This is a genomic window from Pseudomonas lijiangensis (assembly GCF_018968705.1).
In the GTDB taxonomy this organism is placed as follows: Bacteria; Pseudomonadota; Gammaproteobacteria; order Pseudomonadales; family Pseudomonadaceae; genus Aquipseudomonas; species Aquipseudomonas lijiangensis.
This window is the reverse complement of the sequence record NZ_CP076668.1, coordinates 149,185-173,335: the sequence shown is the minus strand read 5'-3', so window position 1 is coordinate 173,335 and position 24,151 is coordinate 149,185. Positions and strand designations below refer to the sequence as shown.

Sequence of the window (24,151 nt, the reverse complement as noted above, 5' to 3'; positions counted from 1 at the left end):
TGAATGATCGGTATTTCTCCTACGGGGGTTAAACCAGCACCTGCCGGGTAGAAGCCATGTACTCATGGATCTGTTTCTCGACCCGAGGATGAATCAGCTCGACAGGTCGTCGCCCGTTCGGGCATGGCAGGGTCTGGGTGGTACCGAACAGACGGCAGATCAGCGGGCGTTCGTCATACACCGTGCAGCCATTGGGACCGAGGTGGACACAGTTCAGCTCGTTCAGCGCAGCCTCCTGTTCGGCGGCGGTCTTGCGGGGCAGGCGCGACATTTCTTCGGGTGAAGTGGTCACCGGACCACAGCAATCGTGGCAGCCAGGCACGCACTCGAAAGAAGGAATCTGGCGCCGCAGATCGCGGATTTTTTCACGGTTGCAGCTCATTGAATCGACCACCCGGACACAGTGATGGAATTTTGCCTCAGTTGGCAGGTGCATGACAGCGGCTTATCCTCCCTGCTGATATTCAACGCCGCCAACAGGATCACTCCATGAACGCCCGCGTTCAAAACAACCCGCATGCCGCCTCTTACTATGCCGCCAGCAGCCATCCGCAAGCGGATTACCCTGCGCTGCAAGGTGAACTGACGGTGGATGTGTGCGTGGTCGGCGGCGGATTTTCCGGGCTGAACACGGCCATTGAACTGGCCGAACGTGGTTTGAGCGTGGCCCTGCTCGAAGCCCGAAAAATCGGCTGGGGCGCCAGCGGACGCAATGGCGGGCAATTGATCCGTGGCGTCGGCCATGACCTTGAGCAGTTCACCTCGGTCATCGGCCATGACGGCGTGCGCCAGCTCAAGCTGATGGGGATCGAGGCCGTGGAGATCGTCCGCCAGCGGGTCGAACGCCATGGCATCGACTGCGATCTGAAATGGGGTTACTGCGATGTCGCCAACAAGCCCCGTGACTTTGCCGGCTTCGCTGAAGAACTCGAAGAATTGCGCAGCCTGGGTTATCGCCACAGCCTGCAACTGGTCCAGCCGGAACAGATGCACAGCGTCGTAGGCTCGGATCGCTATGTCGGCGGCATGATCGACATGGGTTCCGGGCATCTGCATCCCTTGAACCTGGCGCTGGGCGAAGCTGCCGCTGCCCAGGCGCTGGGGGTCAGGCTGTTCGAGCATTCGGGCGTGACCCGCATCGACTACGGCCCGCAGGTCAAGGTGCATACCGCCTCGGGCTCGGTACAGGCCAGGACGCTGGTGCTGTGCTGCAACGCCTACATGAATGACCTGAACCCGGAACTGGGCGGCAAGATCCTGCCCGCAGGCAGCTACATCATTGCGACCGAGCCCTTGAGCGCGGCACAGGCAGCCGAGCTGATCCCACGGGACATGGCGATCTGTGACCAGCGGGTAACGGTGGATTACTACCGGCTATCCGCCGACCGACGCCTGCTGTTCGGTGGCGCCTGTCACTACTCGGGGCGCGACCCGCAGGACATCGCGGGCTACATGCGGCCCAAGATGCTGGAAGTCTTTCCGCAACTGGCTGGCGTAAAGATAGATTTTCAATGGGGCGGGATGATCGGCATCGGCGCCAACCGACTGCCGCAGATCGGTCAGCTCAAAGACAAGCCGAACGTGTTCTATGCCCAGGCCTATGCGGGTCATGGGCTCAATGCCACTCACCTGGCAGGCCGGTTACTGGCCGAGGCCATCGCCGGTCAGCACAGCGATGGCTTCGAGTTGTTTGCCAAGGTCCCGCACATGACCTTCCCCGGCGGCAAGCATCTGCGCTCGCCATTACTGGCGCTGGGAATGCTCTGGCATCGGCTCAAGGAACTGCGCTGACTCACATCCTCCAGAAGGGCTTCATGGCTTCGGCCATGGCCTGCCCGGCATCGAGCCCGATGTCGCGAAGCTGATCCTCGGTCAGCTTCAGCAGCGCATGACGGGTGGTCCAACGATGACGATACAGCGCCCAGCGGCTCATGCAGGGTTGTGAGTTCGCACTGGCGTTGCCCGCCAGACTCTTCTCCTGCAGTTCATGGCTGTGAAGCGCTAGACGCACATCGCTGAGCCCGTTCATTTTTCAACCCTCCATCATGTTTTGGTGTGATGCCATGATGGCGCGTCCCGGAAAACCATTACAGATTCAAAAAACATTATTTATTTCCATACAGACAAGTCAGAATCAGCACTGAATGCTATATTTTTGCCCAATCTGTATTGCTTCCCCGGCCCACAACATTCCAGAGTACGCCATGACGCTCTACGTCAACCTCGCCGAACTGCTTGGCTCACGCATTGAAAACGGCTTCTATCGCCCGGGCGACCGCTTGCCGTCGGTACGGGCGCTGAGCCTTGAACATGGCGTCAGCCTGAGCACCGTGCAACAGGCGTATCGTGTGCTTGAGGACAGCGGGCTGGCGGCTCCGAAACCCAAGTCCGGCTATTTCGTGCCTGCCAGCAGAAAGGCACCGGCACTCCCGGCGGTGGGCCGCCCGGTTCAACGACCGGTGGATATCTCCCAGTGGGAACAGGTGCTGGACCTGATTCGCGTCTCGCCTGCCCATGCGATCACCCAGCTAGGCCGCGGCATGCCGGATATCAGCAGCCCGACGCTCAAACCACTGATGCGCTCGCTCAGCCAGTTGAGCCGCAAACAGAGCATGCCCGGTCTGTATTACGACAATATCCATGGCGTCCATACACTTCGCGAACAGATTGCGCGGCTGCTTCTGGACTCAGGCTGCAACCTCACCGCCAACGACCTGATCATCACCACCGGCTGCCACGAAGCCCTGTCGGCGAGCATTCGCGCCATCTGCTCACCGGGCGATATCGTGGCCGTGGACTCGCCCAGCTTCTTCGGCGCCATGCAGACCCTAAAGGGCCTGGGCATGAAGGCGCTGGAAATCCCCACCGACCCGATCACCGGCATCAGCCTCGAAGCCCTGGAACTGGCGCTGGAACAGTGGCCAATCAAGGCCATACAGTTGACGCCCAGCTGCAACAATCCTCTGGGCTACGTGATGCCCGAAGCACGTAAACGGGCCTTGCTGACACTGGCCCAGCGTTTCGACGTGGCGATCATCGAAGACGACGTGTATGGCGACCTGGCCTTCAACTACCCTCGCCCGCGCACCATCAAGTCCTTCGATGAAGATGGCCGCGTCCTGCTGTGCAGTTCGTTCTCCAAGAGCATCGCTCCAGGGCTGCGCGTCGGCTGGGTCGCGCCGGGGCGTTATCTGGAGCGTGTGCTGCACATGAAATACATCGGCACCGGCTCCACAGCACCCCAGCCGCAACTGGCGATTGCCGAATTCCTCCAGGGCGGCCACTTCGAGCCGCATCTGCGGCGCATGCGGGCGCAATACCAGCGCAGCCGCGACCAGATGATCGATTGGGTCATGCGTTATTTCCCTGAAGGCACACGGGTCAGCCGGCCTCAGGGCGGGTTCATGTTGTGGGTGGAACTGGCGGAAGACTTCGACACATTGCGTCTGAATCGTGCCTTGCTGGAATACGATGTGCAGATCGCTGTGGGCAGTATTTTCTCGGCGTCCGGGAAATACAGGAACTGCCTGCGCATGAACTTCGCCCCCAAATCGACACCGGAAATCGAGAACGCTGTACGCACGATCGGCATGATGATTGCGAAAATGAGTGCACAAACCGACTGAAACCTGAAAATCTTTCCGTCATTTCAGGGTCATATCGCATGCGAAACCTGCCTGACGGACAAAAAATTTGAAGACATCATGGGCCTTGCCCCTTTGCCTGCTGGTTGCGCTGAGCGTCAGTGGCTGCACGCACCTCAGCGTTCCCAACGAGCCGAGCCAGGTCCTGGCGCCTTCAACGTCCGAGTTCGGACGCTCGATCCAGGCCTTGGCAATGCCCCATGAAGGGCGTTCGGGATTTCGCCTGCTGCCCGAAAGCACCGATGCGTTCATGGCCCGTGCCGAGCTGATCCGCAGTGCCAAAAGCAGCCTGGATCTGCAGTACTACATCGCCCATGACGGCCTGAGTACGCGCATCCTGATCGATGAGCTGCTCAAGGCTGCAGATCGCGGGGTTCGTGTGCGGATCCTGCTGGATGACACCACCAGCGACGGCCTCGATCAGCCCATCGCCACCCTCGCCGCTCATCCGAATATCCAGATCCGTCTGTTCAACCCGCAGAACCTGGGCCGTGAAACCGGCGTGACCCGCAGTGTCGGGCGCCTGATGAACCTCTCGCAGCAACATCGGCGCATGCACAACAAGCTGTGGCTGGCCGACAGCAGCGTGGCCATCGTCGGCGGGCGCAACCTGGGCGACGAGTACTTCGATGCCGAACCCAATATGAATTTCACCGATATCGACATGCTCAGCGTCGGTCCGGTGGCCGAGCAACTGGGGCACAGTTTCGATCAGTACTGGAACAGCACGCTGAGCAAACCCATCGATGAGTTCATGTACATCCTGCCCACCACCAAAGACCTGGCGAAGGCTCGCAAACGCCTGGCCAAGTCTCTGGAAGAGGCCCATCAGCAGCACAAGGCCCTGTATGAGCGCCTGATGAGCTACAAGACCCGGCCCAGCCTGAACACCTGGCTCAACGAACTGACGTGGGCCCATAACCAGGCCTTGTGGGACGCGCCGACCAAGGTCCTGGCGCGAGGGGAACCCGATCCGCATCTGCTGCTCACGACGCAACTGGCTCCCGAGCTGCTGAAGGCACACCAGGAACTGATGCTGATTTCGGCGTACTTCGTGCCGGGCGAGGCAGGCTTGCTGTACCTCACCAACCGTGCGGACGCTGGCGTATCCGTGAGCCTGCTGACCAACTCACTGGAGGCCACCGACGTGCCAGCGGTACATGGCGGCTATGCGCCTTATCGCAAGGCACTGCTGGAACACGACGTGAAACTCTTCGAACTGCGCCGCCAGCCCGGCGACACGGGAAGCACCGGCAGCGGTCCGCATCTGTTCAAAAGAAGCTCGTTCCTCACCAGCTCCGATTCAAGCCTGCACAGCAAGGCGATGATTTTCGACCGACAGAAAATCTTTGTCGGCTCGTTCAATTTCGACCCGCGCTCAGTGCTGTGGAACACCGAAGTCGGCGTACTGGTGGACAGCCCGCAACTGGCCGAGGAACTGCGCGAACTGACCCTGCAAGGCATGGCCCCGAACCTGAGTTATGAGGTGAAACTGGAGAATGGCCAGGTGGTGTGGGTCACCGAAGACAACGGCCAGATGCACACCCTGCACAAGGAACCAGGCGGCTGGTGGCGCCGCATGAATTCCTGGGTCAGCAAGGCCATTGGCCTGGAAAAGATGCTTTAAGCGACCACCTTTTGCGCGCCGCCAAAGGCATTGTTTCGCAACGACAGAATCACCAGCCCCAATGCCCCGGCCGCCATCATCAACGGCAAGGCATGGCCGCTGACCCACTGGCTGCCGGCACCCGCCACCAGCGGCCCGACCAGGCAGCCGATCCCCCAGAGCTGGGCCACATGGGCATTGGCGCGCACCAGTGCATCATCGCGATAGCGCTCGCCGATCAGAATCAGCGACAAGGTGAACAGGCCTCCCGCACTGGCGCCAAACAGCACCCAAAGCGGCCAGATCAGAACCGTATCGATCAGCAACGGAATCATCAGGCTGGAAGCCAGCAGAGCAACCGCACACCCCGAGAACAGGGCACGACGCGAGACACGATCAGCCAGCAGCCCGATGGGCAATTGCAGCAGCGCATCACCGACGACCACGGTGCTGACCATCATCAAGGCGACTTCCGGCGTGAAGCCCTGACGCAGACTGTAGACCGGCAAGAGCGTCAGGATCAGCGCCTCGAAGGCGGCAAACAGTGAAACCGCCCAGGCGATGGCGGGCATGCCACGGCAGAAGCCGAGCAAATCCCGGAACGTCACCGAGCAGGCTTCGGTATTCGGAGCCCCGCTGCGCCCCAGCAACAGCAAGGGCGAACTGACCAGCAATGCCACGCCGATCCAGAAACCATAATCGGCCTGGGTGCCGATCACACCCAGTAACAGCGGCCCGGCCAGTTGGCTCAGGGCATAGCAACTGCCATAGAGCGCAACCAGACGCCCACGCAAACGCTCGATCACCAACTGGTTGATCCAGCTTTCACCCAGAATGAAAACGATGGTCAGGATAACGCCCAGCATCAGGCGCAAGACCAGCCAGACCCCGTAATAGGGCAACAGCGCCAGCAGACCGACCGAAAACGCACCGGCCCACAGACACAGACGCATCAGGTTCGCAGTACCGAAGTGTGAGGCCAGTCGGCTCGCAAGCCCGGCGCCCAGCAGCACCCCGATGGCAGGCATCGCCGCCATGATCCCGATGGCAAACGTGCCATAGCCCCAGCTTTCCAGCCGCAATGACACCAGCGGCATGCTGACGCCCACCGCCAGGCCGACACTCAAGACAGAGGCCAGCACGGCGAAATATGTACCCCAACGCATTTCCCTGCTCCGACGGGTCAAGAAGTGTTCAATAAAACTTGGGCAAACCTGTCACTTGTGGGAGAGGCCAAGGCCCCTCCCATAGATTAAAGCCTTACAAAACCAGGTTTACAGCTTGATCCAGGTCGATTTCAGTTCGGTGTATTTATCGAACGCATGCAGCGACTTGTCGCGGCCATTGCCCGATTGCTTGAAACCACCGAACGGAGCGGTCATGTCGCCGCCGTCATACTGGTTGACCCACACACTACCGGCCCGCAATGCCTTGGCTGTCAGATGCGCCTTGGACAGGTTCGAGGTCCATACCGCCGCAGCCAGGCCATATTGCGTGTCGTTGGCGATCTGGATCGCTTCTTCGGCGCTGTCAAAGGTCAGGACGGACAGTACCGGTCCGAAGATCTCTTCCTGGGCGATTCTCATGGCGTTGTTCACGCCATCGAAAATGGTTGGCTCGACATAAGTGCCGCCCGTTTCTTCCAGGATGCGCTTGCCGCCCGCAACCAGTTTGGCACCATCGGCGTGACCGGCCTCGATGTACGACAGCACCGTGTTCATCTGTTGGGTATCGACCAGCGCACCGACAGTCGTCGCCGGGTCCAGCGGGTTGCCTGGTTTCCAGGCCTTGAGGGCCTCGATCACCAGCGGCAGGAAGCGATCCTTGATCGAGCGCTCGACCAACAGTCGCGAACCGGCCGTGCAGACTTCGCCCTGGTTGAAGGCAATGGCGCTGGCTGCCGCCTCGGCTGCGGCCTGCAGGTCCGGCGCGTCGGCAAAGACGATATTCGGGCTCTTGCCGCCCGCCTCAAGCCAGACACGCTTCATGTTCGACTCGCCCGCGTAGACCATCAATTGTCTGGCGATCTTGGTCGAACCGGTGAACACCACGGTATCCACATCCATATGCAGGGCCAGAGCCTTGCCCACGGTATGACCATGGCCTGGCAGCACGTTGAGCACACCCGCCGGAATGCCAGCTTCAATCGCCAGTTGCGCGATGCGGATGGCAGTCAGCGGCGATTTTTCCGAAGGCTTGAGAATCACCGAGTTACCGGTGGACAGCGCAGGCCCCAGCTTCCAGCAGGCCATCAGCAGCGGGAAGTTCCACGGCACAATGGCGGCTACAACGCCCACTGGCTCGCGGGTTACCAGACCCAACTGATCATGGGGCGTGGCGGCGACTTCGTCGTACAGCTTGTCGATGGCCTCGCCACTCCAGCTCAGCGCCTGGGCGGCGCCGGGAATGTCGATATTGAAGGAGTCGCTGATCGGCTTGCCCATGTCCAGGGTTTCAAGCAGAGCGAGTTCTTCGACGTGTTTTTTCAGCAGGCCTGCGAAGCGGATCATCGTGGCCTTGCGCTTGGTCGGCGCCAGACGCGACCATGCACCGGAGTTGAATACGCTGCGCGCACTGTCTACGGCGCGCTGGGCGTCGGCGGCATCGCAACTGGCGACTTTGGCCAGCAAGCGGCCATCAACGGGGCTCAGGCAATCAAAAGTGGCGTCTGAAGCGGCGGCGGTGTATTCGCCATGGATGAAGGCGCGGCCTTCTATCTTCAAATCCTGGGCACGTTTTTCCCAGTCAGCATGAGTCAGGGTCGTCATACGCATGTCCTCCTTTTGATGGTCGTTGCGCGGCTATGGAACATCAAGGACTCGATTCCGAGCCTGCGAGTTCAGCCTGAAGCATCCGCCACCCTAAACCAGCACCTTCGCAATTCCAATATATTTGACAAAAATTGCCATTTTTGGCTGCTTATGTTGATTTTATTCAACGATGATTTTTAGCCGCGCGGCACTTATCAGGGCTGCCGGCTATCCAACCAGCATCACTTTTCAGCGCCAGGTGAACACATGAGCATCGAGAGCATTGTCGATTTCAGCGAAGCCGCTACGACCGCCGAGCACTATCGTCCCGCAGCCGAAAAAGTCTTCAAGGGCGATCCGCAACAGACAATCTACAACCATTACAACAGCCCGTGCGGGCAAATGAATGCAGGTGTGTGGGAAGGTACGCCGGGGCAATGGCGGGTCAATTACACCGAGCATGAATATTGCGAGATCGTGCAGGGCGTTTCAGTGCTGCGTGATGAGGCAGGCCGCGCCAAGACCTTGCGGGCCGGCGACCGGTTCGTGATTCCGGCAGGCTTCAAAGGGACCTGGGAGGTCCTGGAAACATGCCGCAAGATTTATGTGGTCTTTGAAGAGAAAGATATAAATAAGTAACGCTGCGAGGGCTTCCGGATTCGCAACTCTAGGGGCGTCCAATTCGGACATTACTCATAAAGGACTATGAAAATGACTAACGAACAAATCACTCAATCACTCCAATACCTGATTGGTACCCGCTACCTTCCGAGCCTCAAAGCCTACATCAGCGAGCTGACCGACCGCGCCCGCGTTCTGGGGCCGGGCGACTTCAGCACCAGGGAATTCGACCTGAACCGTGTCCAGATCAATACAGATCAGGCAGGTCTGATTTCGAGTTTCACTTTTGGCTGATACCGCCAATAAGCCAGACACAAAAAAGCCCGCAGCGATGCGGGCTTTTTTGCAGGAGACAGAATCAATTACTTGATTTTGCCTTCTTTGTAGATCACGTGCTTGCGAACAACCGGATCGAATTTTTTGATTTCGATTTTGTCCGGAGTCGTGCGCTTGTTCTTGTCGGTAGTGTAGAAGTGACCAGTACCGGCGCTCGAGATCAAACGAATCAATTCACGCATGATTATCTCCTTAGATTTTGCCGTCGCGGCGCAGATCAGCAAGCACAGCTTCGATGCCACGCTTGTCGATGATACGCATGCCTTTGGCAGATACGCGCAGACGAACAAAACGCTTCTCGCCTTCAACCCAGAAGCGATGATGCTGCAGGTTTGGCAGGAAACGACGACGGGTTTTGTTGTTTGCGTGGGAAATGTTATTCCCGGTTACTGGACCCTTACCAGTAACTTGACAGACTCTCGACATGCCTCAGCCCTCTAAAACCACATGCCCAACCCGGCATGGGTTGGCCGCTTAATCTCTCAGTCATTTGGCGCCAGGCGCCGCGTTTCTTTAAGGGTCTTACCGGCTACACCTACAGTGAAGGAACCGGGCCCCTAGAAAAGAGCGCTGCTTTATACCAGAAAGCCTTTGATGCAACAACAAGCAATCCACTTTAAGCCTCAGGAATGTTCACTCTCAGGCCCCGCGCTCAAGCTATCACGGGCACACTGGCAAATTGACCGCTCGTCGCGCCATGGCGATTGTTCTGGGCAAGCACATGGTCTAGTGTGGCGAATCAAGCCTCTCACCAGACTGCGCCGGCAGATGGACACTTTCTGAACCTACAGGAATTTCGCCATGCGTCTTGCTGCAATACCCTTTTTACTGGCCCCACTACTATTCCCGGCCATTTCCCAGGCATCGAACCTGGTGGTCTGCACCGAAGCCAGCCCCGAAGGCTTCGATGTCGTGCAATACAACTCGCTGACAACCACCAACGCTTCGGCCGACGTGCTGATGAATCGCCTGGTGGATTTCGATGCCAAGAGCGGCAAACTGGTCCCCAGCCTTGCCCAAGAGTGGACCGTCTCCAGCGACGGCTTGACCTACGACTTCAAACTGCGCTCCGGGGTTAAATTCCACACCACGCCTTATTTCACTCCGAGTCGCGAATTCAGCGCCGAGGACGTGGTGTTCAGCTTCAAGCGCATGCTCGATCCGCAGAACCCTTGGCACAAGATTGCCCAGAGCGGCTTCCCCCATGCGCAGTCCATGCAGTTGCCAGCCCTCATCAAGACGATCGAAGCGCCGGACGAGCACACCGTGCGTTTTGTCCTGAACCATGCAGACTCGACCTTTCTCGCGACCCTGAGCATGGGGTTCGCGTCGATCTACTCGGCTGAATACACCGCCCAGTTGCTGAAAGCCGGCACCCCGGAAAAACTCAACAGCCAGCCCATCGGCACAGGGCCATTTGTCTTCAAGCGCTTCCAGAAAGATGCCGTGGTGCGTTACGAAGCCAACGAAAATTACTTCGCAGGCAAGCCTGGAAGCGACACGCTGATTTACGCCATCACGCCGGACGCCAACGTGCGCCTGCAGAAGATCCGCCGGGACGAATGCCAGATCGCGCTTTCGCCCAAGCCGCTGGATATTCAGGAAGCCAGCAAGGACCCTGCGCTCAAGGTGGAAAAGAACGAAGCCTTCATGACCGCGTTCGTGGCAATCAACAGCCAGCACCCGCCATTCGACAAGCCGCAAGTGCGTCAGGCCGTAAACCTGGCTTTCGACAAGGCCAACTACCTGAAAGCCGTGTTTGAAGACACCGCAGAAACTGCCAACGGCCCCTACCCGCCCAATACCTGGAGCTACGCCAGGGATCTGCCGGGTTATCCGCACAATGTCGCCAAAGCCAAGGAGTTGCTGGCCGAGGCCGGGCTGAAGAATGGCTTCAAGACCACCATCTGGACCCGCCCTTCCAGCAGTCTGCTGAACCCCAACCCGAGCCTGGGTGCACAGTTGCTGCAGTCGGACCTGAAGCAGATCGGCATCGACGCCGAGATCAAGGTCATCGAATGGGGCGAGCTGATTCGGCGCGCCAAGGCGGGCGAGCATGATCTGCTGTTCATGGGCTGGGCAGGTGACAACGGCGACCCGGATAACTTCCTGACGCCGCAGTTCTCCTGCGCTGCCGTGCAATCGGGCACCAACTTTGCCCGCTATTGCGACAAGGCCCTGGACAAGCTGATCAGCGACGGCAAATCCACCAGCGATCAGGCCCAGCGCAGCAAGCTTTACCAACAGGCCCAGGCACAGATCCAGCAGCAGGCCCTCTGGCTGCCACTGGCCCACCCGACCGCCGCCACCCTGACCCGCAAGGATGTGACCGGCTATGAAGTCAGCCCGTTCGGGCGCCAGGACTTCTACAAGGTGAAGGTGAAGTAAGCGGCTTGTGAGGCTTCGCGAATGAATTCGCTCCCACCCCGTCTGTGGGAGCCAACTGTCTTTCATCACTCCCCGATGAACGGGCATTTTCATGAGGTCATCGCGGATAGATTCCGCGATGGCGGGCAACGCCCGCCCCCCATTCAAACCACCTGATCACGCCATGGTGTTCCGTCGCGCGCCATGGCGTTCAGGCGAATCAGCAACACCCGCATGCAGGCCACCAGGGCCACTTTCGCGCACTTGCCTTTGGCACGCAGCCTCGCATAACGCTCCTTGAAATCGGAGTTGTAGCGCACCATCCCCAGCGCACACATGTAGGCCGCACGGCGTAGTTTCGACCGCCCACCGTAGATCTGCCGCTTCCCGGTCTTGGTACCGCTGTCGTTGTTGTACGGTGCCACGCCGGCCAACGCTGCGATTTGTCCACGACTCAGGTCGCCCAGCTCGGGCAGGTAGCAGAAGAGGCTGGCGATTGTCACAGCGCCCACGCCCTTTACAGCCTCTAGCCGTTGCAGCAGTTCTGAGTCGACCCGGCGGGTTTGTGCAGCGACAAGCTGATCCACCGACTTGATCTGCACTTTAAGGCTGGCCTCCAACGCGAGGTAGATTTCCACCACGCAGGGCAGTACGGCCTGTTTGATACGGCGCCGGTTGTCATCGCGTTGTTGAAGCAGGTTGCTACGCACGTTGACCAGTTCAAGCAGGACTTCGCGTTCCTCGTCAGGCTTGGCGAAACCCTTTTCCTCCAGGCTGGAGGCGAACATGGCCAGCATTTGCGCGTCGATCGGGTCCGTCTTGGCGCGCTTGCCCATGGCCAGCGCGAACTGGCGTGAGCGGACAGGGTTGATACGCTGGACCTTGAACCCGGCATTAGCCAGCAGCTTTACCGACAGTCTCTCGTAACCCCCGGTGGCCTCAACAAGAACACGTTCAACCTGATGGGCGCTGAGGTACTCAGCGATGCTGGCGAGACCTTCTTCGGTGTTAGGCACGCAGAGATCATCTGCTTTGGGAAACAGTGCAACCTGCAGCGTGGCCTTGGAAACATCAATTCCGGCATAGGCGGACATGAGTAAAACCTCTAGGATAAAGAGTGAGAGGCGCTTTGGCCTGGCTCACGCTTGTTGTTCGAGGTCGGACTCAGTCAACTGTTCGAGCTTTGAGCCAAAGCGGGAAGAGTGGATGGCAGCTTGGCTCCCACACGTGCTCTGGGCACCGCGAATGGTCAGCTTGCCATCCACCCCTCTCACCCCAGACATTACCCTGATCAAAGACACAAGCGAATTCATTCGCGAACAAGCCCTACACCAGCCCCATTTCCACCATCGACAACGGTTCTCCGTCGCCGATGATCACATGATCCAGCACCCTCACATCGATCAGCGCCAGCGCCTGTTTAAGGCGCTTGGTCAGTTCGATGTCGGAATGGCTGGGGTCGGTGATGCCTGAAGGGTGGTTGTGGCACAGGATCAGGCTGGCGGCGTTGTGGACCATGGCGCGTTTGACGACCTGTCGCGGATGCACATACGCGGCGTTGATCGTCCCGTGAAACAGTATCTCGAATGTCAGGACGCGATTCTTGCTGTCGAGAAACAGGCAGCCAAACACTTCATGCGGCTCCTGGCGAAGGATGGCCTTGAGATACCTGCGCACCTGCATCGGGCTTTCCAGGATTGAATCGCGACGCAATGTTTCAGCCATGTGCCGACGCGACATCTCCATCACCGCCTGCAACTGGGCAAATTTCGCCGGCCCAAGCCCCAGATGCGAGCTGAATCTGCCCAGATCGCTCTCCAGCAGCGCCCTGAGGCTGCCAAATTGATTCAACAGATGACGCGCCAGGTCTACAGCGCTTTTTCCGGCCACGCCGGTCCGTAAAAAGATAGCCAACAACTCGGCGTCCGAGAGGCTTTGCGCCCCCGATTCCAGCAAACGCTCACGCGGGCGTTCGGACGCAGGCCAATTGCGAATACTCATACCACCTCCATGTGTGTGGCGCCGCTGTTCCGGTGCGGTCGCTGTGCTATCTTAGCCCATCTTTTTTGCGCGGCGACCTGGCCTGGGGAGGCGTCATCGCCGTCGCGGACTCACTCGACCAAAAAGGCAGGTCTATGCAGCGGCTGTATCGAAAACGCATCGTTCTGGGCGTCGGCGGCGGCATCGCAGCCTACAAGAGCGCCGAACTGGTTCGCCGGTTGCGCGATCACGGCGCAGAAGTGCGTGTCGTCATGACCAAGGGTGGCGCCGAGTTCATCACCCCTCTGACCATGCAGGCCCTTTCCGGGCACCCCGTACACATGGACCTTTTGGACCCCGCTGCAGAAGCCGCGATGGGCCATATCGAGCTGGCCAAATGGGCGGACCTGATCCTCGTGGCCCCGGCCACGGCCGACCTGATCGCTCGTCTGTCACAAGGGATTGCCAATGACCTGCTGACCACCATCGTCCTGGCCACCGACGCAACGGTCGCCATTGCCCCGGCCATGAACCAGGCCATGTGGCGCGACGAGTCGGTGCAGGCCAATACCCGCCAGCTCGAAGACCGCGGTTTCCGCGTCTTCGGCCCGGCATCCGGCAGCCAGGCCTGCGGCGACGTGGGTTTCGGTCGCATGCTCGAAGCCAACGACCTTGCCCAGTGCGCCGCGGACTGTTTCCAGCGCCTGACACTGACCGGCAAACACGTGCTGATCACCGCAGGTCCGACCCAGGAAAACATCGACCCGGTGCGCTACATCACCAACCACAGCTCCGGCAAGATGGGCTTTGCCCTGGCCGAAGCCGCCGTGGAAGCGGGAGCCCGTGTCACGCTGATTACCGGCCCGGTCAACCTGCCGACACCGGACCGCGTCTCGCGCATCGACGTGGTCAGCGCCCGCGACATGCTGGCCGCCTGTGAAGCCGCGATCCCCTGCGACCTGTTCATCGCCTCCGCAGCCGTGGCCGACTACCGCCCGGAAGTCATCGCCCCACATAAACTCAAGAAAGATCCTGCAAACGGTGACGGCCTGTTGCTCCAGATGGTCCGCAACCCGGACATTCTGGCCACCATCGCCACCCGCCCGGATCGTCCTTTCAGTGTCGGCTTCGCCGCCGAGACCGAACACCTGCTCGACTATGCTGCACGCAAGCTCAAGGACAAGAACCTCGACCTGATCGTCGCCAACGATGTGGCCAACCCCAGCATCGGCTTCAACAGCGAGGAAAACGCCTGCAGCGTGATTGACCGGGCGTTGCACGCAACGCTTTTCGCCCAGACCAGCAAGGCCAAGATTGCCCGCCAGCTGATCACCTTTATCGCAGAACGCATGAATCAGGTTTAACTACGAATGCACGCTCTACAAGCAAAGATCCTCGACCCTCGCATCGGCAACGAATTCCCGCTCCCGGCCTACGCCACAGAAGGCTCGGCCGGCCTCGACCTGCGCGCCATGCTCAAGGAAGACACCATCCTCGAACCGGGCCAGACATTGCTGATCCCTACCGGCCTGTCGATCTACATCGGTGATCCGGGCCTGGCAGCCATGATCCTGCCGCGCTCGGGCCTGGGTCACAAACACGGCATCGTGCTGGGCAATCTGGTCGGCCTGATCGACTCCGATTACCAGGGCGAACTGATGGTCTCCTGCTGGAACCGCGGGCAGACGGCATTCAAGATCTCCATCGGCGAACGCATCGCTCAACTGGTGCTGGTACCGGTGGTTCAGGCCCGCTTCGAGCTGGTCGAAGAGTTCGATGCAAGCCAGCGTGGCGCTGGTGGTTTCGGTCACTCCGGCAGCCACTGATCGCTCGCCGTTAAGGAAGATCATCCCGTTTCAGGACGAATCGCAGGAGAGGTCGGGTGAAAGGCAGTCAAAACGTGTCAAAGCAATCGGTAACCGCCGCCAACCCGCTTCCGGCTGCCAGCCTGCAAGGTCTGCTTCCCGGCCTCATCCCTGCCCTCGTCGGCCTGCTGTGCGCAACGGTGCTGGTATGGCTGGCGCTGTCGAACAATCCCCAGCAACAAAGTCCGCTCACCCAGGCCTGGGGCAGCAGCCAGGCCTCGGCTGTGGATCAGGCTCTCAAGCAGATGAGCGCCGACACCCAGGCCGCAGCCTCCGGTGCCGCACTCGTACAAGCCTTGCAAAACAAGGACACCGCAGCGCTGGCGGCACTGCAACGGCAACTCAAGTGGGACGGCCTGATCGGCGCCAGAATCGACCCGAAGGGCCTGAATGACGTCGATCCCCAAGGCTCGCTGCCAGTGAGCTTTGCGACTCTGGATATGCTGAACGACGCAGCCCAGGGCCAGGTCGCACCGCCCGAAGCCCGTAAACTCGGCGAACGCTGGGTGATCTACAGCGCCGCACCGGTGCGGGCCGATCCGAATCAACCGGTCCTTGGCACCCTGCTGCTGGCGTTCGATCCGCAACGCCTGATCAACGCCTTGCCCGCCATGCCTGCCGATGCCGGAAAAGTCGTCCTGAGCCAGCAATTCGGCACCGGCCAGGAGCAGATCTTCCTGCAACGCGGGGACGCCGGTGGCGGCAAGGCAACAAGTTTCGATACCGGCCATGCCAACTGGAAACTCGAATTCACCCCAGGCTCATCATTGACTGCTTCACCTTCCCTGCTGCTCCTGCTACTGGCGGCGATCATTGCTCTGACTGGCGCATTACTGGGTCTGCACTTTAATGAAAGGGCTCTGCAACGGCGCATTGGCGAGGATGCCCGGCAACTGAATCAGCTGCTTCAAGAACTCTCTGACGGAAAAGCCGTCAAACCCTTCGGTTTGAGCCTTGAAGCACTCAACAGCCTGGCTCAGGCCCTTGCACGCTTTTCGCCTCGCGGCCAGCAACATCTGGTCGCAAGCGAGGAAGCAGACACCGCAAACAGTGCAAGAAACAGTGTTTCGACCCCATTCGCGGCACCTGACACCCAATGGACCGATCCGCTGTTTCAAGATACCGATATTCTTGATATCGACCTTCTCGACGAAAACCAGGACTTCCTGAGATCGGAGCATCCCCCAGTTATGAGCAGTCAAGAATCCACGGCACCAACTCTTCCCGACAACATCTTCCGCGCCTATGACATCCGCGGCGTGGTCGGGGATACCCTCAATGCTGAAACGGCTTACTGGATCGGCCGGGCCATCGGCTCTGAAAGCCTGGCCCAGAACGAACCGAACGTCAGCGTTGGGCGCGACGGACGCCTTTCCGGTCCTGAACTGGTGCAACAGCTGATTCAAGGCCTGCACGACAGCGGCTGCCACGTCAGCGATGTAGGCCTTGTGCCGACCCCTGCGCTTTACTATGCGGCCAATGTGCTGGCCGGCAAGACCGGCGTCATGCTGACCGGTAGCCACAACCCCAAGGACTACAACGGTTTCAAGATCGTCATCGCTGGCGACACCCTGGCCAACGAGCAGATCCAGGCGCTGCACGAGCGTATCAAGACCAACAACCTGACTTTCCAGAAAGGCAGCATCACCAAGGTCGACATCCTTGATCGCTACTTCCAGCAGATCAAGAACGACATCGTGATGGCCCGCAAGCTGAAAGTCGTGGTCGACTGCGGCAACGGCGCTGCCGGTGTCATCGCCCCGCAACTGATCGAAGCCCTGGGTTGTGAAGTGATTTCCCTGTTCGCGGAAGTCGACGGCAACTTCCCCAACCACCACCCGGATCCGGGCAAGCTGGAAAACCTCGAAGACCTGATCGCCAAGGTCAAGGAAACAGGTGCAGACCTGGGTCTGGCTTTCGACGGTGACGGCGACCGCGTGGGCGTGGTGACCAACAAGGGTAACGTGGTTTACCCGGACCGCCTGCTGATGCTTTTCGCTCTGGACGTGCTGAAGCGCAATCCGGGCGCCGACATCATTTTCGACGTCAAATGCACCCGTCGCCTGACGCCGCTGATCAGCGAGCACGGTGGTCGTCCGGTCATGTGGAAAACCGGCCACTCCCTGATCAAGAAAGAGATGAAAAAGAGCGGCGCGCTGCTGGCTGGCGAGATGAGCGGCCACATCTTCTTCAAGGAGCGCTGGTTCGGTTTCGACGACGGTATCTACAGTGCTGCGCGCCTGCTGGAAATCCTCAGCCAGGAATCCCGGAGCGCCGAAGACCTGTTCGAGACCTTCCCGAACGACATTTCGACGCCTGAGATCAACATTAAGGTGACCGATGTCACCAAGTTCAGCATCATTGAGGCCCTTGAGAAAGATGCCCAGTGGGGCGACGCCAAACTGACCAGCATCGACGGTGTGCGCGTGGACTATCCGAACGGCTGGGGACTGGTACGTGCTTCCAACACCACACCTGTACTGGTGTTGCGTTTTGAAGCTGAAACCGAAGCCGAGCTGCAGCGCATCAAGGATGTTTTCCACACCGAGATCAAGAAAGTTGCACCGGATCTCGAACTTCCGTTCTGATTGTTTTCCCTTTTGACAGGAGCCCTGAATGACCCTCGACCGTGATGCCGCCTCTAATGTAGCCAAGGTTCTATCCGAAGCGCTGCCTTACATTCGCCGATTCGTCGGCAAGACGCTGGTAATCAAGTACGGCGGCAACGCCATGGAAAGCGAGGAGCTGAAAACCGGCTTCGCGCGTGACATCGTGCTGATGAAAGCGGTAGGCATCAACCCGGTGGTCGTTCACGGCGGCGGTCCTCAGATCGGTGATCTGCTCAAGCGCCTGTCCATCGAGAGTCACTTCATCGATGGCATGCGCGTCACCGATGCCCAGACCATGGACGTGGTGGAAATGGTCCTGGGCGGCCAGGTCAACAAGGACATCGTCAACCTGATCAACCGTCATGGCGGCAGCGCAATCGGCCTGACCGGTAAAGACGCCGAGCTGATTCGTGCGCGCAAGCTCACCGTCAGCCGCCAGACACCGGAAATGACCAAGCCTGAAATCATCGACATCGGCCATGTCGGCGAAGTCGTGGGCGTCAACACGGAACTGCTGAACATGCTGGTCAAGGGCGACTTCATCCCGGTCATCGCACCGATTGGTGTCGGCCCGGATGGCGAGTCCTACAACATCAACGCCGACCTCGTTGCAGGCAAGGTTGCAGAAGCCCTCAAGGCCGAAAAACTGATGCTGCTGACCAACATCGCCGGCCTGATGGACAAGCAGGGTGAAGTCCTCACCGGCCTGACCACCGAACAGGTAGACAGCCTGATCGCCGACGGCACCATCTACGGCGGCATGCTGCCCAAGATCCGTTGCGCGCTGGAAGCGGTCCAGGGCGGCGTTCACAGCTCGCACATCATAGATGGTCGCGTTCCCAACGCCGTACTGCTGGAAATCTTCACCGACAGCGGCGTCGGCACGCTGATCACCAACCGCAAGCGTCACTGATTGCGAAAAGCGACACCAAAGCCCTGCCAGCTTGCGTTGGCGGGGCTTTTTTATGCTGTGAATAACCTATTCGCGAATAAATTCGCTCCCACCCGGCCGCTGTGGGAGCGAATTCATTCGCGAAAACGCCAGACGTGCGACAAAAGCCAACGCCCAACTCCTGATTGCAAGATGCCTCTCTTTCTCTTGAGTGAAACTTCCGAGACAATCGCGACCGCTTGCGCCTGTCTATTTCGGTCACTAGTCTGCGTCGGTCGCTGAAACTCAGCGATGGGGTTTAGCAGCCCGTTCTTATCAGGCGTACAGCGCTCCCATTACACAAGGTGCTTTTGCGACCCTGCGTTATGGTGGCCGTGCGTGGGGCATCTTCGGGTGCGCCGGGTTCCTGATAACCGGTCTGCTAACCCGCGCATGGCTACCACCCACTCGTTTAGCAGCGAAGGTGTTGGCTTCTTTAATTATCAGGAGTTACACCATGGTTAAAAAACTTGTTCCCGACCCACCTGTTTTTGGGCTGTCGTCCCCAGACAGCACTATCGATTGCCATGAAACCCAACTGGCTCATGTATCAGACCTGTTGCGCTGCGCGGGTGCGACTGCCTATGAAGGTGGCGATGCGTTGAATGGCCAGCAGCGAGACCTGATCATGGCCTCAATGCACTTGATCAGTCAGGCTCAGGGGGTGATTGACCAGATGCTTGATACCGCCGCCTCCAACAGACGGAGTTGAAGCACCTTCGCGAATGAATTCGCTCCCACCCGGCCGCTGTAGGAGCGAATTCATTCGCGAAAACGCCAGACGCCACATTACCTGAGCAGTTTCTCCACCCTCGCCCGGTCCTCGGCAAAGCTTGCCTCGGCCTGTACGCGGGCGCTCTGGTAGCGGGTGATATCGGCCTGGATTCGCTGTTGCTGGTCCTGCACATCGTTCAACTGATCGATAAGAACCTGGGGGATGGGACGGCCTGCGCGTTCAAGGTCGGCAGCCTGGCTCTGAAGGTTGCGTTGCTGGGCGTTGAGCCCCTGGATATTGCCTTGGGCCACGCCGATCAAGGCATCCAGCTCGGCCAGCCTGCGGGCCTTGACGCGGTCCACCTCTTCGACGCTGCTGTAGAGACTCAGCAACTGCGCATCGGCATTGGCCTGGAGCTTGTCGGCTGCCGCCTTGCGGACTTCTTCGGCAGTCGGTGCGGGAGGGACGGTCTGTACCACTCGCCCGCGGGCATTGAGCACTTCGTAACCCTTGGCGACATATTCCGGCGGTACACCCTGGCGATCCAGGACGGTCACGCCACGGCTGTCGATGTAGCGATAGAACAGCGCGTCAGGATCGGCGGCATGAGCCGTCACGGGCGCAAAAACACCCAGTGACAGCCACAGCGCCAGAACACTCAGCAGACGCATGTCGATACGAGCGACAGCCATACACGCCCCTTGTCAGATCCCGTATTGCGCCCTGTAGGCTTCAACCGCAGGCAAGTGCTGCTTGAGTTGAGGATCGTCTGCAAGGAATTGTAGAACCTGATTCAGGGATACGATGCTCACCACCGGAATTCCAAAGTCACGCTCGACTTCCTGAATGGCCGAAAGCTCGCCATTGCCGCGTTCCTGGCGGTTGAGCGCGATCAGGACACCGGCCGCTGTCGCGTCCTGGCCCTTGATGATCTGCATGACCTCGCGAATCGCGGTGCCCGCGGTGATGACGTCGTCGATGATCAGCACATTGCCGGTCAACGGAGCGCCCACCAGACTGCCGCCTTCGCCGTGTGCCTTGGCCTCTTTGCGGTTGAAGCACCAGGGCAGATCGATGCCGTGATGTTCAGCCAGAGCCACGGCTGTCGCGGCCGCCAGGGGAATACCCTTGTAGGCTGGCCCGAACAGGACGTCGAAGGAAATGCCGCTGTCGACCACCGCCGCGGCGTAGAAACGCCCCAGCTGAGACAGGGCCGAACCGCTGTTGAACAGACCGGCATTGAAGAAGTACGGACTGGTGCGCCCGGACTTGAGAGTGAACTCACCGAAGCGCAAAACCCCGCGATCGATGGCAAAACGAATGAAATCGCGTTGATACGCCTGCATGAAAAAAGCCCCGAATACCACGGATTTAGCTAAATAGGTAGAGCTCGGGTATCATACACGCACGTGATTTTTGGGGCCATTTATGCGGATCATCAGTGTGAACGTAAATGGCATTCAAGCGGCAGTCGAGCGTGGTTTGCTCAGTTGGCTGCAAGCGCAGAATGCCGACGTCATCTGTCTACAGGACACCCGCGCCTCCACCTTTGAACTGGATGATCCGGCTTTTCAGCTGGATGGCTACTTCCTCTATGCCTGCGAAGCCGAAGTTCCTGCCCAGGGTGGCGTGGCGCTGTATTCGCGGTTGCAACCGAAGGCGGTAATCAGCGGCCTGGGCTTTGAAACAGCCGACCGCTACGGGCGCTACCTGCAAGCAGATTTCGATAAAGTCAGTATTGCAACCCTGCTTTTCCCGTCGGGAATGAACGGGGACGAAGACTTGAATCAGAAATTCAAGCTCATGGACGACTTCGCCAAGTACATGGACAAGCAACGCCGCAAGCGTCGCGAATACATCTACTGTGGCTCGTTCTATGTGGCGCAGCAGAAGCTCGACATCAAGAACTGGCGTGACAGCCAGCAATCTCCCGGCTTCCTGGCACCGGAACGTGCCTGGATGGACGAGATTGTCGGCACCATGGGTTATGTCGATGCCCTGCGCGAAGTCAACCGCGAAGGCGATCAGTACAGCTGGTGGCCTGACAGCGAACAGGCCGAGATGCTGAATCTGGGCTGGCGCTTCGACTATCAGATCCTGACGCCGGGTCTGCGTCGCTTCGTGCGCAGTGCTCGCTTGCCGCGTCAGCCACGCTTCTCGCAGCATGCGCCGCTGATCGTGGACTACGACTGGACCCTGACGATCTGATCCGGCCACCCGGTCCCCATGAAAACCGGGCCGTTGCAGGTCGATAGAGAAAATGCCCGTATCGCAAGATACGGGCATTTTTCTTATGCGTAATAACTGGATACTCCACAACGCCCGCGTGCAGTTCCAATTCCGATCTATAGTAGTGACTTCAGTTTGGCTAAAACCTGTTGTGCAGGAATGGCAGGTATCGCCGAGAGCATGAACACATGGCTATGCAACACAGCAGGACCAGCCTCCCAGACCGGAAACCAGACATGAATGCACCGAAAGAATCCGTCATCATCACAGGCATCACGGGCCAGGATGGCGCCTATCTGACTCAATTGCTGCTGGAAAAAGGCTACAAGGTCTACGGTACCTATCGTCGTACCAGCTCAGTCACCTTCTGGCGGCTTGAGGAGCTTGGAGTCACTAACCATCCCAATCTGCATCTGGTCGAGCATGACCTTACGGATCTGAGCTCAAGCATTCGCCTCCTGCAAAAAGCCGAACCGACACAAGTCTACAACCTTGCAGCCCAGAGCTTTGTGGGGGTTTCTTTCGACCAGCCGCTGACCACCGCCGAAATTACCGGGCTTGGCGCAGTCAACCTGCTGGAAGCCATCCGCATCGTCAATCCGAAGATCCGCTTCTACCAGGCCTCGACCTCGGAGATGTTCGGCAAGGTGCAGCAGGTTCCGCAAGTTGAAGAAACATCGTTCTACCCGCGCAGCCCTTATGGCGTGGCCAAGCTGTATGCGCACTGGATGACCATCAACTATCGCGAGTCCTACGGCATCTTTGGTGCGAGCGGCATTCTGTTCAACCACGAATCTCCGTTGCGCGGCAAAGAGTTCGTGACCCGCAAGATCACCGATGCCGTGGCGCGTATTTCCCTGGGCATGCAGGACGTGCTTGAGCTGGGGAACATGGACGCCAAGCGGGACTGGGGCTTCGCCAAGGAATATGTCGAAGGCATGTGGCGCATGTTGCAGGCCGACGAGCCGGACACTTTCGTGCTGGCCACCAATCGCACTGAAACCGTTCGCGACTTCGTGTCCATGGCGTTCAAGGCCGTCGACATCCATCTGGACTGGAAAGGCAGCGCCGATAACGAGCACGGCATCGACACCCGCACCGGCAAGACCGTGATCCGGGTCAACCCGAAGTTCTATCGCCCGGCAGAAGTCGAACTGCTGATCGGCAACCCTGAAAAGGCCAAGCGAGTGCTGGGCTGGCAAGCCAGTACCAACCTGGAACAACTCTGCCAGTTGATGGTGGAAACCGATCTGAAGCGCAACAGGAACGGCACTTCGTTCTGATCGATCCTGACGCCCCCGAGTGCCTTGGCATTCGGGGACGGATTCCTCAGCGAGCCGCTTTTACCTCGGCACGCCAGTAATCCAGCAGCGCGGCGAGGGTTTCCTGAAGGTCGATACCGGGTTGCCAGCCGATGGCATTGCGGATGGCCGAGTTATCGCCGACTGCGCTGGGGATATCCGAAGGGCGCATGCGCTCTGGATCTTCACCCACTTCAATGTCTCTGGAACTCATGGCCAGCAGCAGGTCGAGCATCGTCTGCATCTTGCGCGGCTGACCGCTGCAGATATTGAAGCAGCGCGGATAGTCGCCATCCCTGTCGGCCAGTTGCAGCAGCGCGATGTAGGCGTTGCAGACATCCCGCACATCAAGAAAATCGCGTTCGGCCTGCAGGTTTCCCACCTTCAATAAGGGCGCCTGCTCGCCGGCTTCGACAAGCGCGATCTGGCGGGCAAAGGACGCCGTGGCAAAGTCGGGCGACTGTTGTGCGCCGATATGATTGAAAGGGCGCACGATAATGCCCGGCTGGCCCTGGCGGAAGTACTCGTTGACCGCGGCTTCGGCAGCCAGTTTGCTGGCGGCGTAAGGATTGAGCGGCTGGCACGGGCTGCTTTCCGTCAGGGGAATCGCCTGTTTGAAGCTGCCGCCGTAGACCTCCGAAGAGCTGACGAACAGCACAAATGCCTTGGGCGCCTTGTTCTGCAAGGCCTGGAGCAGGTTGACGCTGCCCATGACGTTGGTTTGCCAGGTCAGCAGCGGCTCCTTGAAGCTGGTCGGCACATGGGTAATGGCAGCCAGGTGCACGACATGGGTGGGCGCAGCTTCGGCAATTGCCTGCTCCAGAGCCTCGGCATCGCGAATGTCGCATTGCAGGTACTGGTCGGCATGGGAGGGCGCAGGCGAAGTGTTGCCTATCAGGGCAATCACGTGATGACCGGCGCTCTGCAGGCTCTCACATAGAATCTTCCCAACGAAACCGTTGGCGCCGGTGATCAGGATGCGCTGCATCGTGGAGCTTCCTCAGTGGCTTTTGGCAAGCATTGGAGCTTGAAAGACAGGCTTTCTGGAGCCGTTGCAAGCAGGCTAGCCCGAGTATCCGGCTTTGTCCTGAAATGGGACTCGCGGGTCACTATCAGAGCTTTTTTTACTGCCCGAGTTCAGCCCGAAATTTTTCCCACTGTCACCTGACGAAGAGCATTAACCCTTCTACGCTTTCA

Annotated in this window: 24 protein-coding genes; 13 read left to right on the top strand and 11 right to left on the bottom strand. The window is 59.2% G+C overall.

Annotated elements, in window-relative coordinates:
• Window positions 1–28: 28 nt before the first annotated feature.
• Entirely contained in the window at window positions 29–382 is a 354-nt protein-coding gene (locus KQP88_RS00805; protein WP_200993666.1) for a YkgJ family cysteine cluster protein, read from the bottom strand.
• A gap of 107 nt (window positions 383–489) precedes the next feature.
• Here KQP88_RS00805 and KQP88_RS00800 point away from each other — a divergent pair, with 107 nt between their 5' ends.
• Window positions 490–1,791, top strand: coding sequence for an NAD(P)/FAD-dependent oxidoreductase (locus tag KQP88_RS00800; RefSeq protein WP_216704579.1), 1,302 nt, complete (start codon window positions 490–492; stop codon window positions 1,789–1,791).
• Between the two features lies 1 nt (window position 1,792).
• On the opposite strand, the gene KQP88_RS00795 is transcribed toward KQP88_RS00800, so the two are convergent.
• Window positions 1,793–2,029 (bottom strand): DUF1127 domain-containing protein, encoded by a 237-nt coding sequence (locus KQP88_RS00795; protein WP_200993668.1) that lies wholly within the window; start codon window positions 2,027–2,029, stop codon window positions 1,793–1,795.
• 175 nt (window positions 2,030–2,204) lie between these two features.
• On the opposite strand from KQP88_RS00795, the gene KQP88_RS00790 reads away from it, so the two are divergent.
• Both KQP88_RS00790 and KQP88_RS00785 read left to right on the top strand, forming a co-directional pair.
• Entirely contained in the window at window positions 2,205–3,626 is a 1,422-nt protein-coding gene (locus tag KQP88_RS00790) for an aminotransferase-like domain-containing protein (protein WP_200993669.1), read from the top strand.
• Between the two features lie 67 nt (window positions 3,627–3,693).
• Window positions 3,694–5,271 (top strand): phospholipase D family protein, encoded by a 1,578-nt coding sequence (locus tag KQP88_RS00785; RefSeq protein WP_216704578.1) that lies wholly within the window; start codon window positions 3,694–3,696, stop codon window positions 5,269–5,271.
• On the opposite strand, the gene KQP88_RS00780 is transcribed toward KQP88_RS00785, so the two are convergent.
• Window positions 5,268–6,416, bottom strand: a complete 1,149-nt coding sequence (locus KQP88_RS00780) for an MFS transporter (protein WP_095067358.1) — start codon at window positions 6,414–6,416, stop codon at window positions 5,268–5,270. The two genes, KQP88_RS00785 and KQP88_RS00780, sit on opposite strands and share 4 nt — an antisense overlap.
• 108 nt (window positions 6,417–6,524) lie before the next feature.
• Window positions 6,525–8,018, bottom strand: a complete 1,494-nt coding sequence (locus KQP88_RS00775) for an aldehyde dehydrogenase (protein ID WP_216704577.1) — start codon at window positions 8,016–8,018, stop codon at window positions 6,525–6,527.
• A gap of 249 nt (window positions 8,019–8,267) precedes the next feature.
• Here KQP88_RS00775 and KQP88_RS00770 point away from each other — a divergent pair, with 249 nt between their 5' ends.
• Window positions 8,268–8,639, top strand: a complete 372-nt coding sequence (locus tag KQP88_RS00770; protein WP_200993671.1) for a cupin domain-containing protein — start codon at window positions 8,268–8,270, stop codon at window positions 8,637–8,639.
• Between the two features lie 72 nt (window positions 8,640–8,711).
• Entirely contained in the window at window positions 8,712–8,915 is a 204-nt protein-coding gene (locus tag KQP88_RS00765) for an I78 family peptidase inhibitor (protein ID WP_200993672.1), read from the top strand.
• Window positions 8,916–8,983: 68 nt separating this feature from the next.
• Here the strand turns inward: KQP88_RS00765 and rpmG are convergent, their stop codons facing one another.
• Together rpmG and rpmB are read right to left on the bottom strand one after the other, a co-directional pair.
• On the bottom strand, window positions 8,984–9,139 hold the full coding sequence (gene rpmG / locus KQP88_RS00760) for a 50S ribosomal protein L33 (RefSeq protein WP_007894709.1): 156 nt from the start codon (window positions 9,137–9,139) through the stop codon (window positions 8,984–8,986).
• Window positions 9,140–9,149: 10 nt separating this feature from the next.
• On the bottom strand, window positions 9,150–9,383 hold the full coding sequence (gene rpmB / locus KQP88_RS00755; RefSeq protein WP_025257921.1) for a 50S ribosomal protein L28: 234 nt from the start codon (window positions 9,381–9,383) through the stop codon (window positions 9,150–9,152).
• A gap of 375 nt (window positions 9,384–9,758) precedes the next feature.
• Here rpmB and KQP88_RS00750 point away from each other — a divergent pair, with 375 nt between their 5' ends.
• The gene (locus KQP88_RS00750) at window positions 9,759–11,345 is read left to right on the top strand and encodes an ABC transporter substrate-binding protein (RefSeq protein WP_216704576.1); all 1,587 of its coding nucleotides are present in this window, start codon (window positions 9,759–9,761) and stop codon (window positions 11,343–11,345) included.
• Between the two features lie 143 nt (window positions 11,346–11,488).
• Here KQP88_RS00750 and KQP88_RS00745 read toward each other — a convergent pair whose 3' ends face one another.
• Both KQP88_RS00745 and radC read right to left on the bottom strand, forming a co-directional pair.
• Window positions 11,489–12,418, bottom strand: a complete 930-nt coding sequence (locus KQP88_RS00745; protein WP_216704575.1) for an IS110 family transposase — start codon at window positions 12,416–12,418, stop codon at window positions 11,489–11,491.
• Between the two features lie 232 nt (window positions 12,419–12,650).
• Window positions 12,651–13,325 carry a RadC family protein gene (gene radC, locus KQP88_RS00740; protein ID WP_200993674.1) on the bottom strand — a complete coding sequence of 225 codons (675 nt, stop codon included), beginning with the start codon at window positions 13,323–13,325 and terminating at the stop codon, window positions 12,651–12,653.
• A gap of 134 nt (window positions 13,326–13,459) precedes the next feature.
• Between radC and coaBC the strand changes: the two genes are divergently transcribed.
• From coaBC to KQP88_RS00715, 5 genes are all read left to right on the top strand, one after another.
• Window positions 13,460–14,668, top strand: a complete 1,209-nt coding sequence (gene coaBC / locus KQP88_RS00735; protein WP_198723417.1) for a bifunctional phosphopantothenoylcysteine decarboxylase/phosphopantothenate--cysteine ligase CoaBC — start codon at window positions 13,460–13,462, stop codon at window positions 14,666–14,668.
• 6 nt (window positions 14,669–14,674) lie between these two features.
• Window positions 14,675–15,130, top strand: a complete 456-nt coding sequence (gene dut, locus KQP88_RS00730) for a dUTP diphosphatase (protein WP_200993675.1) — start codon at window positions 14,675–14,677, stop codon at window positions 15,128–15,130.
• Between the two features lie 56 nt (window positions 15,131–15,186).
• Entirely contained in the window at window positions 15,187–17,757 is a 2,571-nt protein-coding gene (locus KQP88_RS25430) for a phosphomannomutase/phosphoglucomutase (RefSeq protein WP_318287300.1), read from the top strand.
• A 28-nt stretch (window positions 17,758–17,785) separates the two neighbouring features.
• Window positions 17,786–18,691 carry an acetylglutamate kinase gene (gene argB, locus KQP88_RS00720; RefSeq protein ID WP_025257915.1) on the top strand — a complete coding sequence of 302 codons (906 nt, stop codon included), beginning with the start codon at window positions 17,786–17,788 and terminating at the stop codon, window positions 18,689–18,691.
• A 475-nt stretch (window positions 18,692–19,166) separates the two neighbouring features.
• Entirely contained in the window at window positions 19,167–19,421 is a 255-nt protein-coding gene (locus tag KQP88_RS00715) for a DUF6124 family protein (protein WP_216704574.1), read from the top strand.
• A 77-nt stretch (window positions 19,422–19,498) separates the two neighbouring features.
• On the opposite strand, the gene KQP88_RS00710 is transcribed toward KQP88_RS00715, so the two are convergent.
• Window positions 19,499–20,095, bottom strand: a complete 597-nt coding sequence (locus KQP88_RS00710) for a DUF4124 domain-containing protein (RefSeq protein WP_095067391.1) — start codon at window positions 20,093–20,095, stop codon at window positions 19,499–19,501.
• 33 nt (window positions 20,096–20,128) lie between these two features.
• Entirely contained in the window at window positions 20,129–20,770 is a 642-nt protein-coding gene (gene pyrE / locus KQP88_RS00705; protein WP_095067392.1) for an orotate phosphoribosyltransferase, read from the bottom strand.
• A gap of 82 nt (window positions 20,771–20,852) precedes the next feature.
• Between pyrE and KQP88_RS00700 the strand changes: the two genes are divergently transcribed.
• Both KQP88_RS00700 and gmd read left to right on the top strand, forming a co-directional pair.
• Window positions 20,853–21,632 carry an exodeoxyribonuclease III gene (locus KQP88_RS00700; protein ID WP_025257912.1) on the top strand — a complete coding sequence of 260 codons (780 nt, stop codon included), beginning with the start codon at window positions 20,853–20,855 and terminating at the stop codon, window positions 21,630–21,632.
• A gap of 257 nt (window positions 21,633–21,889) precedes the next feature.
• Window positions 21,890–22,936 carry a GDP-mannose 4,6-dehydratase gene (gene gmd / locus KQP88_RS00695; RefSeq protein WP_216704573.1) on the top strand — a complete coding sequence of 349 codons (1,047 nt, stop codon included), beginning with the start codon at window positions 21,890–21,892 and terminating at the stop codon, window positions 22,934–22,936.
• A 46-nt stretch (window positions 22,937–22,982) separates the two neighbouring features.
• Here gmd and KQP88_RS00690 read toward each other — a convergent pair whose 3' ends face one another.
• Complete coding sequence (locus tag KQP88_RS00690; RefSeq protein ID WP_095067361.1) at window positions 22,983–23,942, bottom strand: GDP-mannose 4,6-dehydratase; 960 nt, start codon at window positions 23,940–23,942, stop codon at window positions 22,983–22,985.
• Window positions 23,943–24,151 lie beyond the last annotated feature (209 nt).

Bases quoted from the DNA above. Each gene is read 5' to 3' on its own strand.
- KQP88_RS00805 (WP_200993666.1), bottom strand. From the start codon at position 382: ATGAGCTGCAACCGTGAAAAAATCCGCGATCTGCGGCGCCAGATTCCT.
- KQP88_RS00800 (WP_216704579.1), top strand. From the start codon at position 490: ATGAACGCCCGCGTTCAAAACAACCCGCATGCCGCCTCTTACTATGCC.
- KQP88_RS00795 (WP_200993668.1), bottom strand. From the start codon at position 2,029: ATGAACGGGCTCAGCGATGTGCGTCTAGCGCTTCACAGCCATGAACTG.
- KQP88_RS00790 (WP_200993669.1), top strand. From the start codon at position 2,205: ATGACGCTCTACGTCAACCTCGCCGAACTGCTTGGCTCACGCATTGAA.
- KQP88_RS00780 (WP_095067358.1), bottom strand. From the start codon at position 6,416: ATGCGTTGGGGTACATATTTCGCCGTGCTGGCCTCTGTCTTGAGTGTC.
- KQP88_RS00775 (WP_216704577.1), bottom strand. From the start codon at position 8,018: ATGACGACCCTGACTCATGCTGACTGGGAAAAACGTGCCCAGGATTTG.
- KQP88_RS00770 (WP_200993671.1), top strand. From the start codon at position 8,268: ATGAGCATCGAGAGCATTGTCGATTTCAGCGAAGCCGCTACGACCGCC.
- KQP88_RS00765 (WP_200993672.1), top strand. From the start codon at position 8,712: ATGACTAACGAACAAATCACTCAATCACTCCAATACCTGATTGGTACC.
- rpmG (WP_007894709.1), bottom strand. From the start codon at position 9,139: ATGCGTGAATTGATTCGTTTGATCTCGAGCGCCGGTACTGGTCACTTC.
- rpmB (WP_025257921.1), bottom strand. From the start codon at position 9,383: ATGTCGAGAGTCTGTCAAGTTACTGGTAAGGGTCCAGTAACCGGGAAT.
- KQP88_RS00750 (WP_216704576.1), top strand. From the start codon at position 9,759: ATGCGTCTTGCTGCAATACCCTTTTTACTGGCCCCACTACTATTCCCG.
- KQP88_RS00745 (WP_216704575.1), bottom strand. From the start codon at position 12,418: ATGTCCGCCTATGCCGGAATTGATGTTTCCAAGGCCACGCTGCAGGTT.
- radC (WP_200993674.1), bottom strand. From the start codon at position 13,325: ATGAGTATTCGCAATTGGCCTGCGTCCGAACGCCCGCGTGAGCGTTTG.
- coaBC (WP_198723417.1), top strand. From the start codon at position 13,460: ATGCAGCGGCTGTATCGAAAACGCATCGTTCTGGGCGTCGGCGGCGGC.
- dut (WP_200993675.1), top strand. From the start codon at position 14,675: ATGCACGCTCTACAAGCAAAGATCCTCGACCCTCGCATCGGCAACGAA.
- argB (WP_025257915.1), top strand. From the start codon at position 17,786: ATGACCCTCGACCGTGATGCCGCCTCTAATGTAGCCAAGGTTCTATCC.
- KQP88_RS00715 (WP_216704574.1), top strand. From the start codon at position 19,167: ATGGTTAAAAAACTTGTTCCCGACCCACCTGTTTTTGGGCTGTCGTCC.
- KQP88_RS00710 (WP_095067391.1), bottom strand. From the start codon at position 20,095: ATGCGTCTGCTGAGTGTTCTGGCGCTGTGGCTGTCACTGGGTGTTTTT.
- pyrE (WP_095067392.1), bottom strand. From the start codon at position 20,770: ATGCAGGCGTATCAACGCGATTTCATTCGTTTTGCCATCGATCGCGGG.
- KQP88_RS00700 (WP_025257912.1), top strand. From the start codon at position 20,853: ATGCGGATCATCAGTGTGAACGTAAATGGCATTCAAGCGGCAGTCGAG.
- gmd (WP_216704573.1), top strand. From the start codon at position 21,890: ATGAATGCACCGAAAGAATCCGTCATCATCACAGGCATCACGGGCCAG.
- KQP88_RS00690 (WP_095067361.1), bottom strand. From the start codon at position 23,942: ATGCAGCGCATCCTGATCACCGGCGCCAACGGTTTCGTTGGGAAGATT.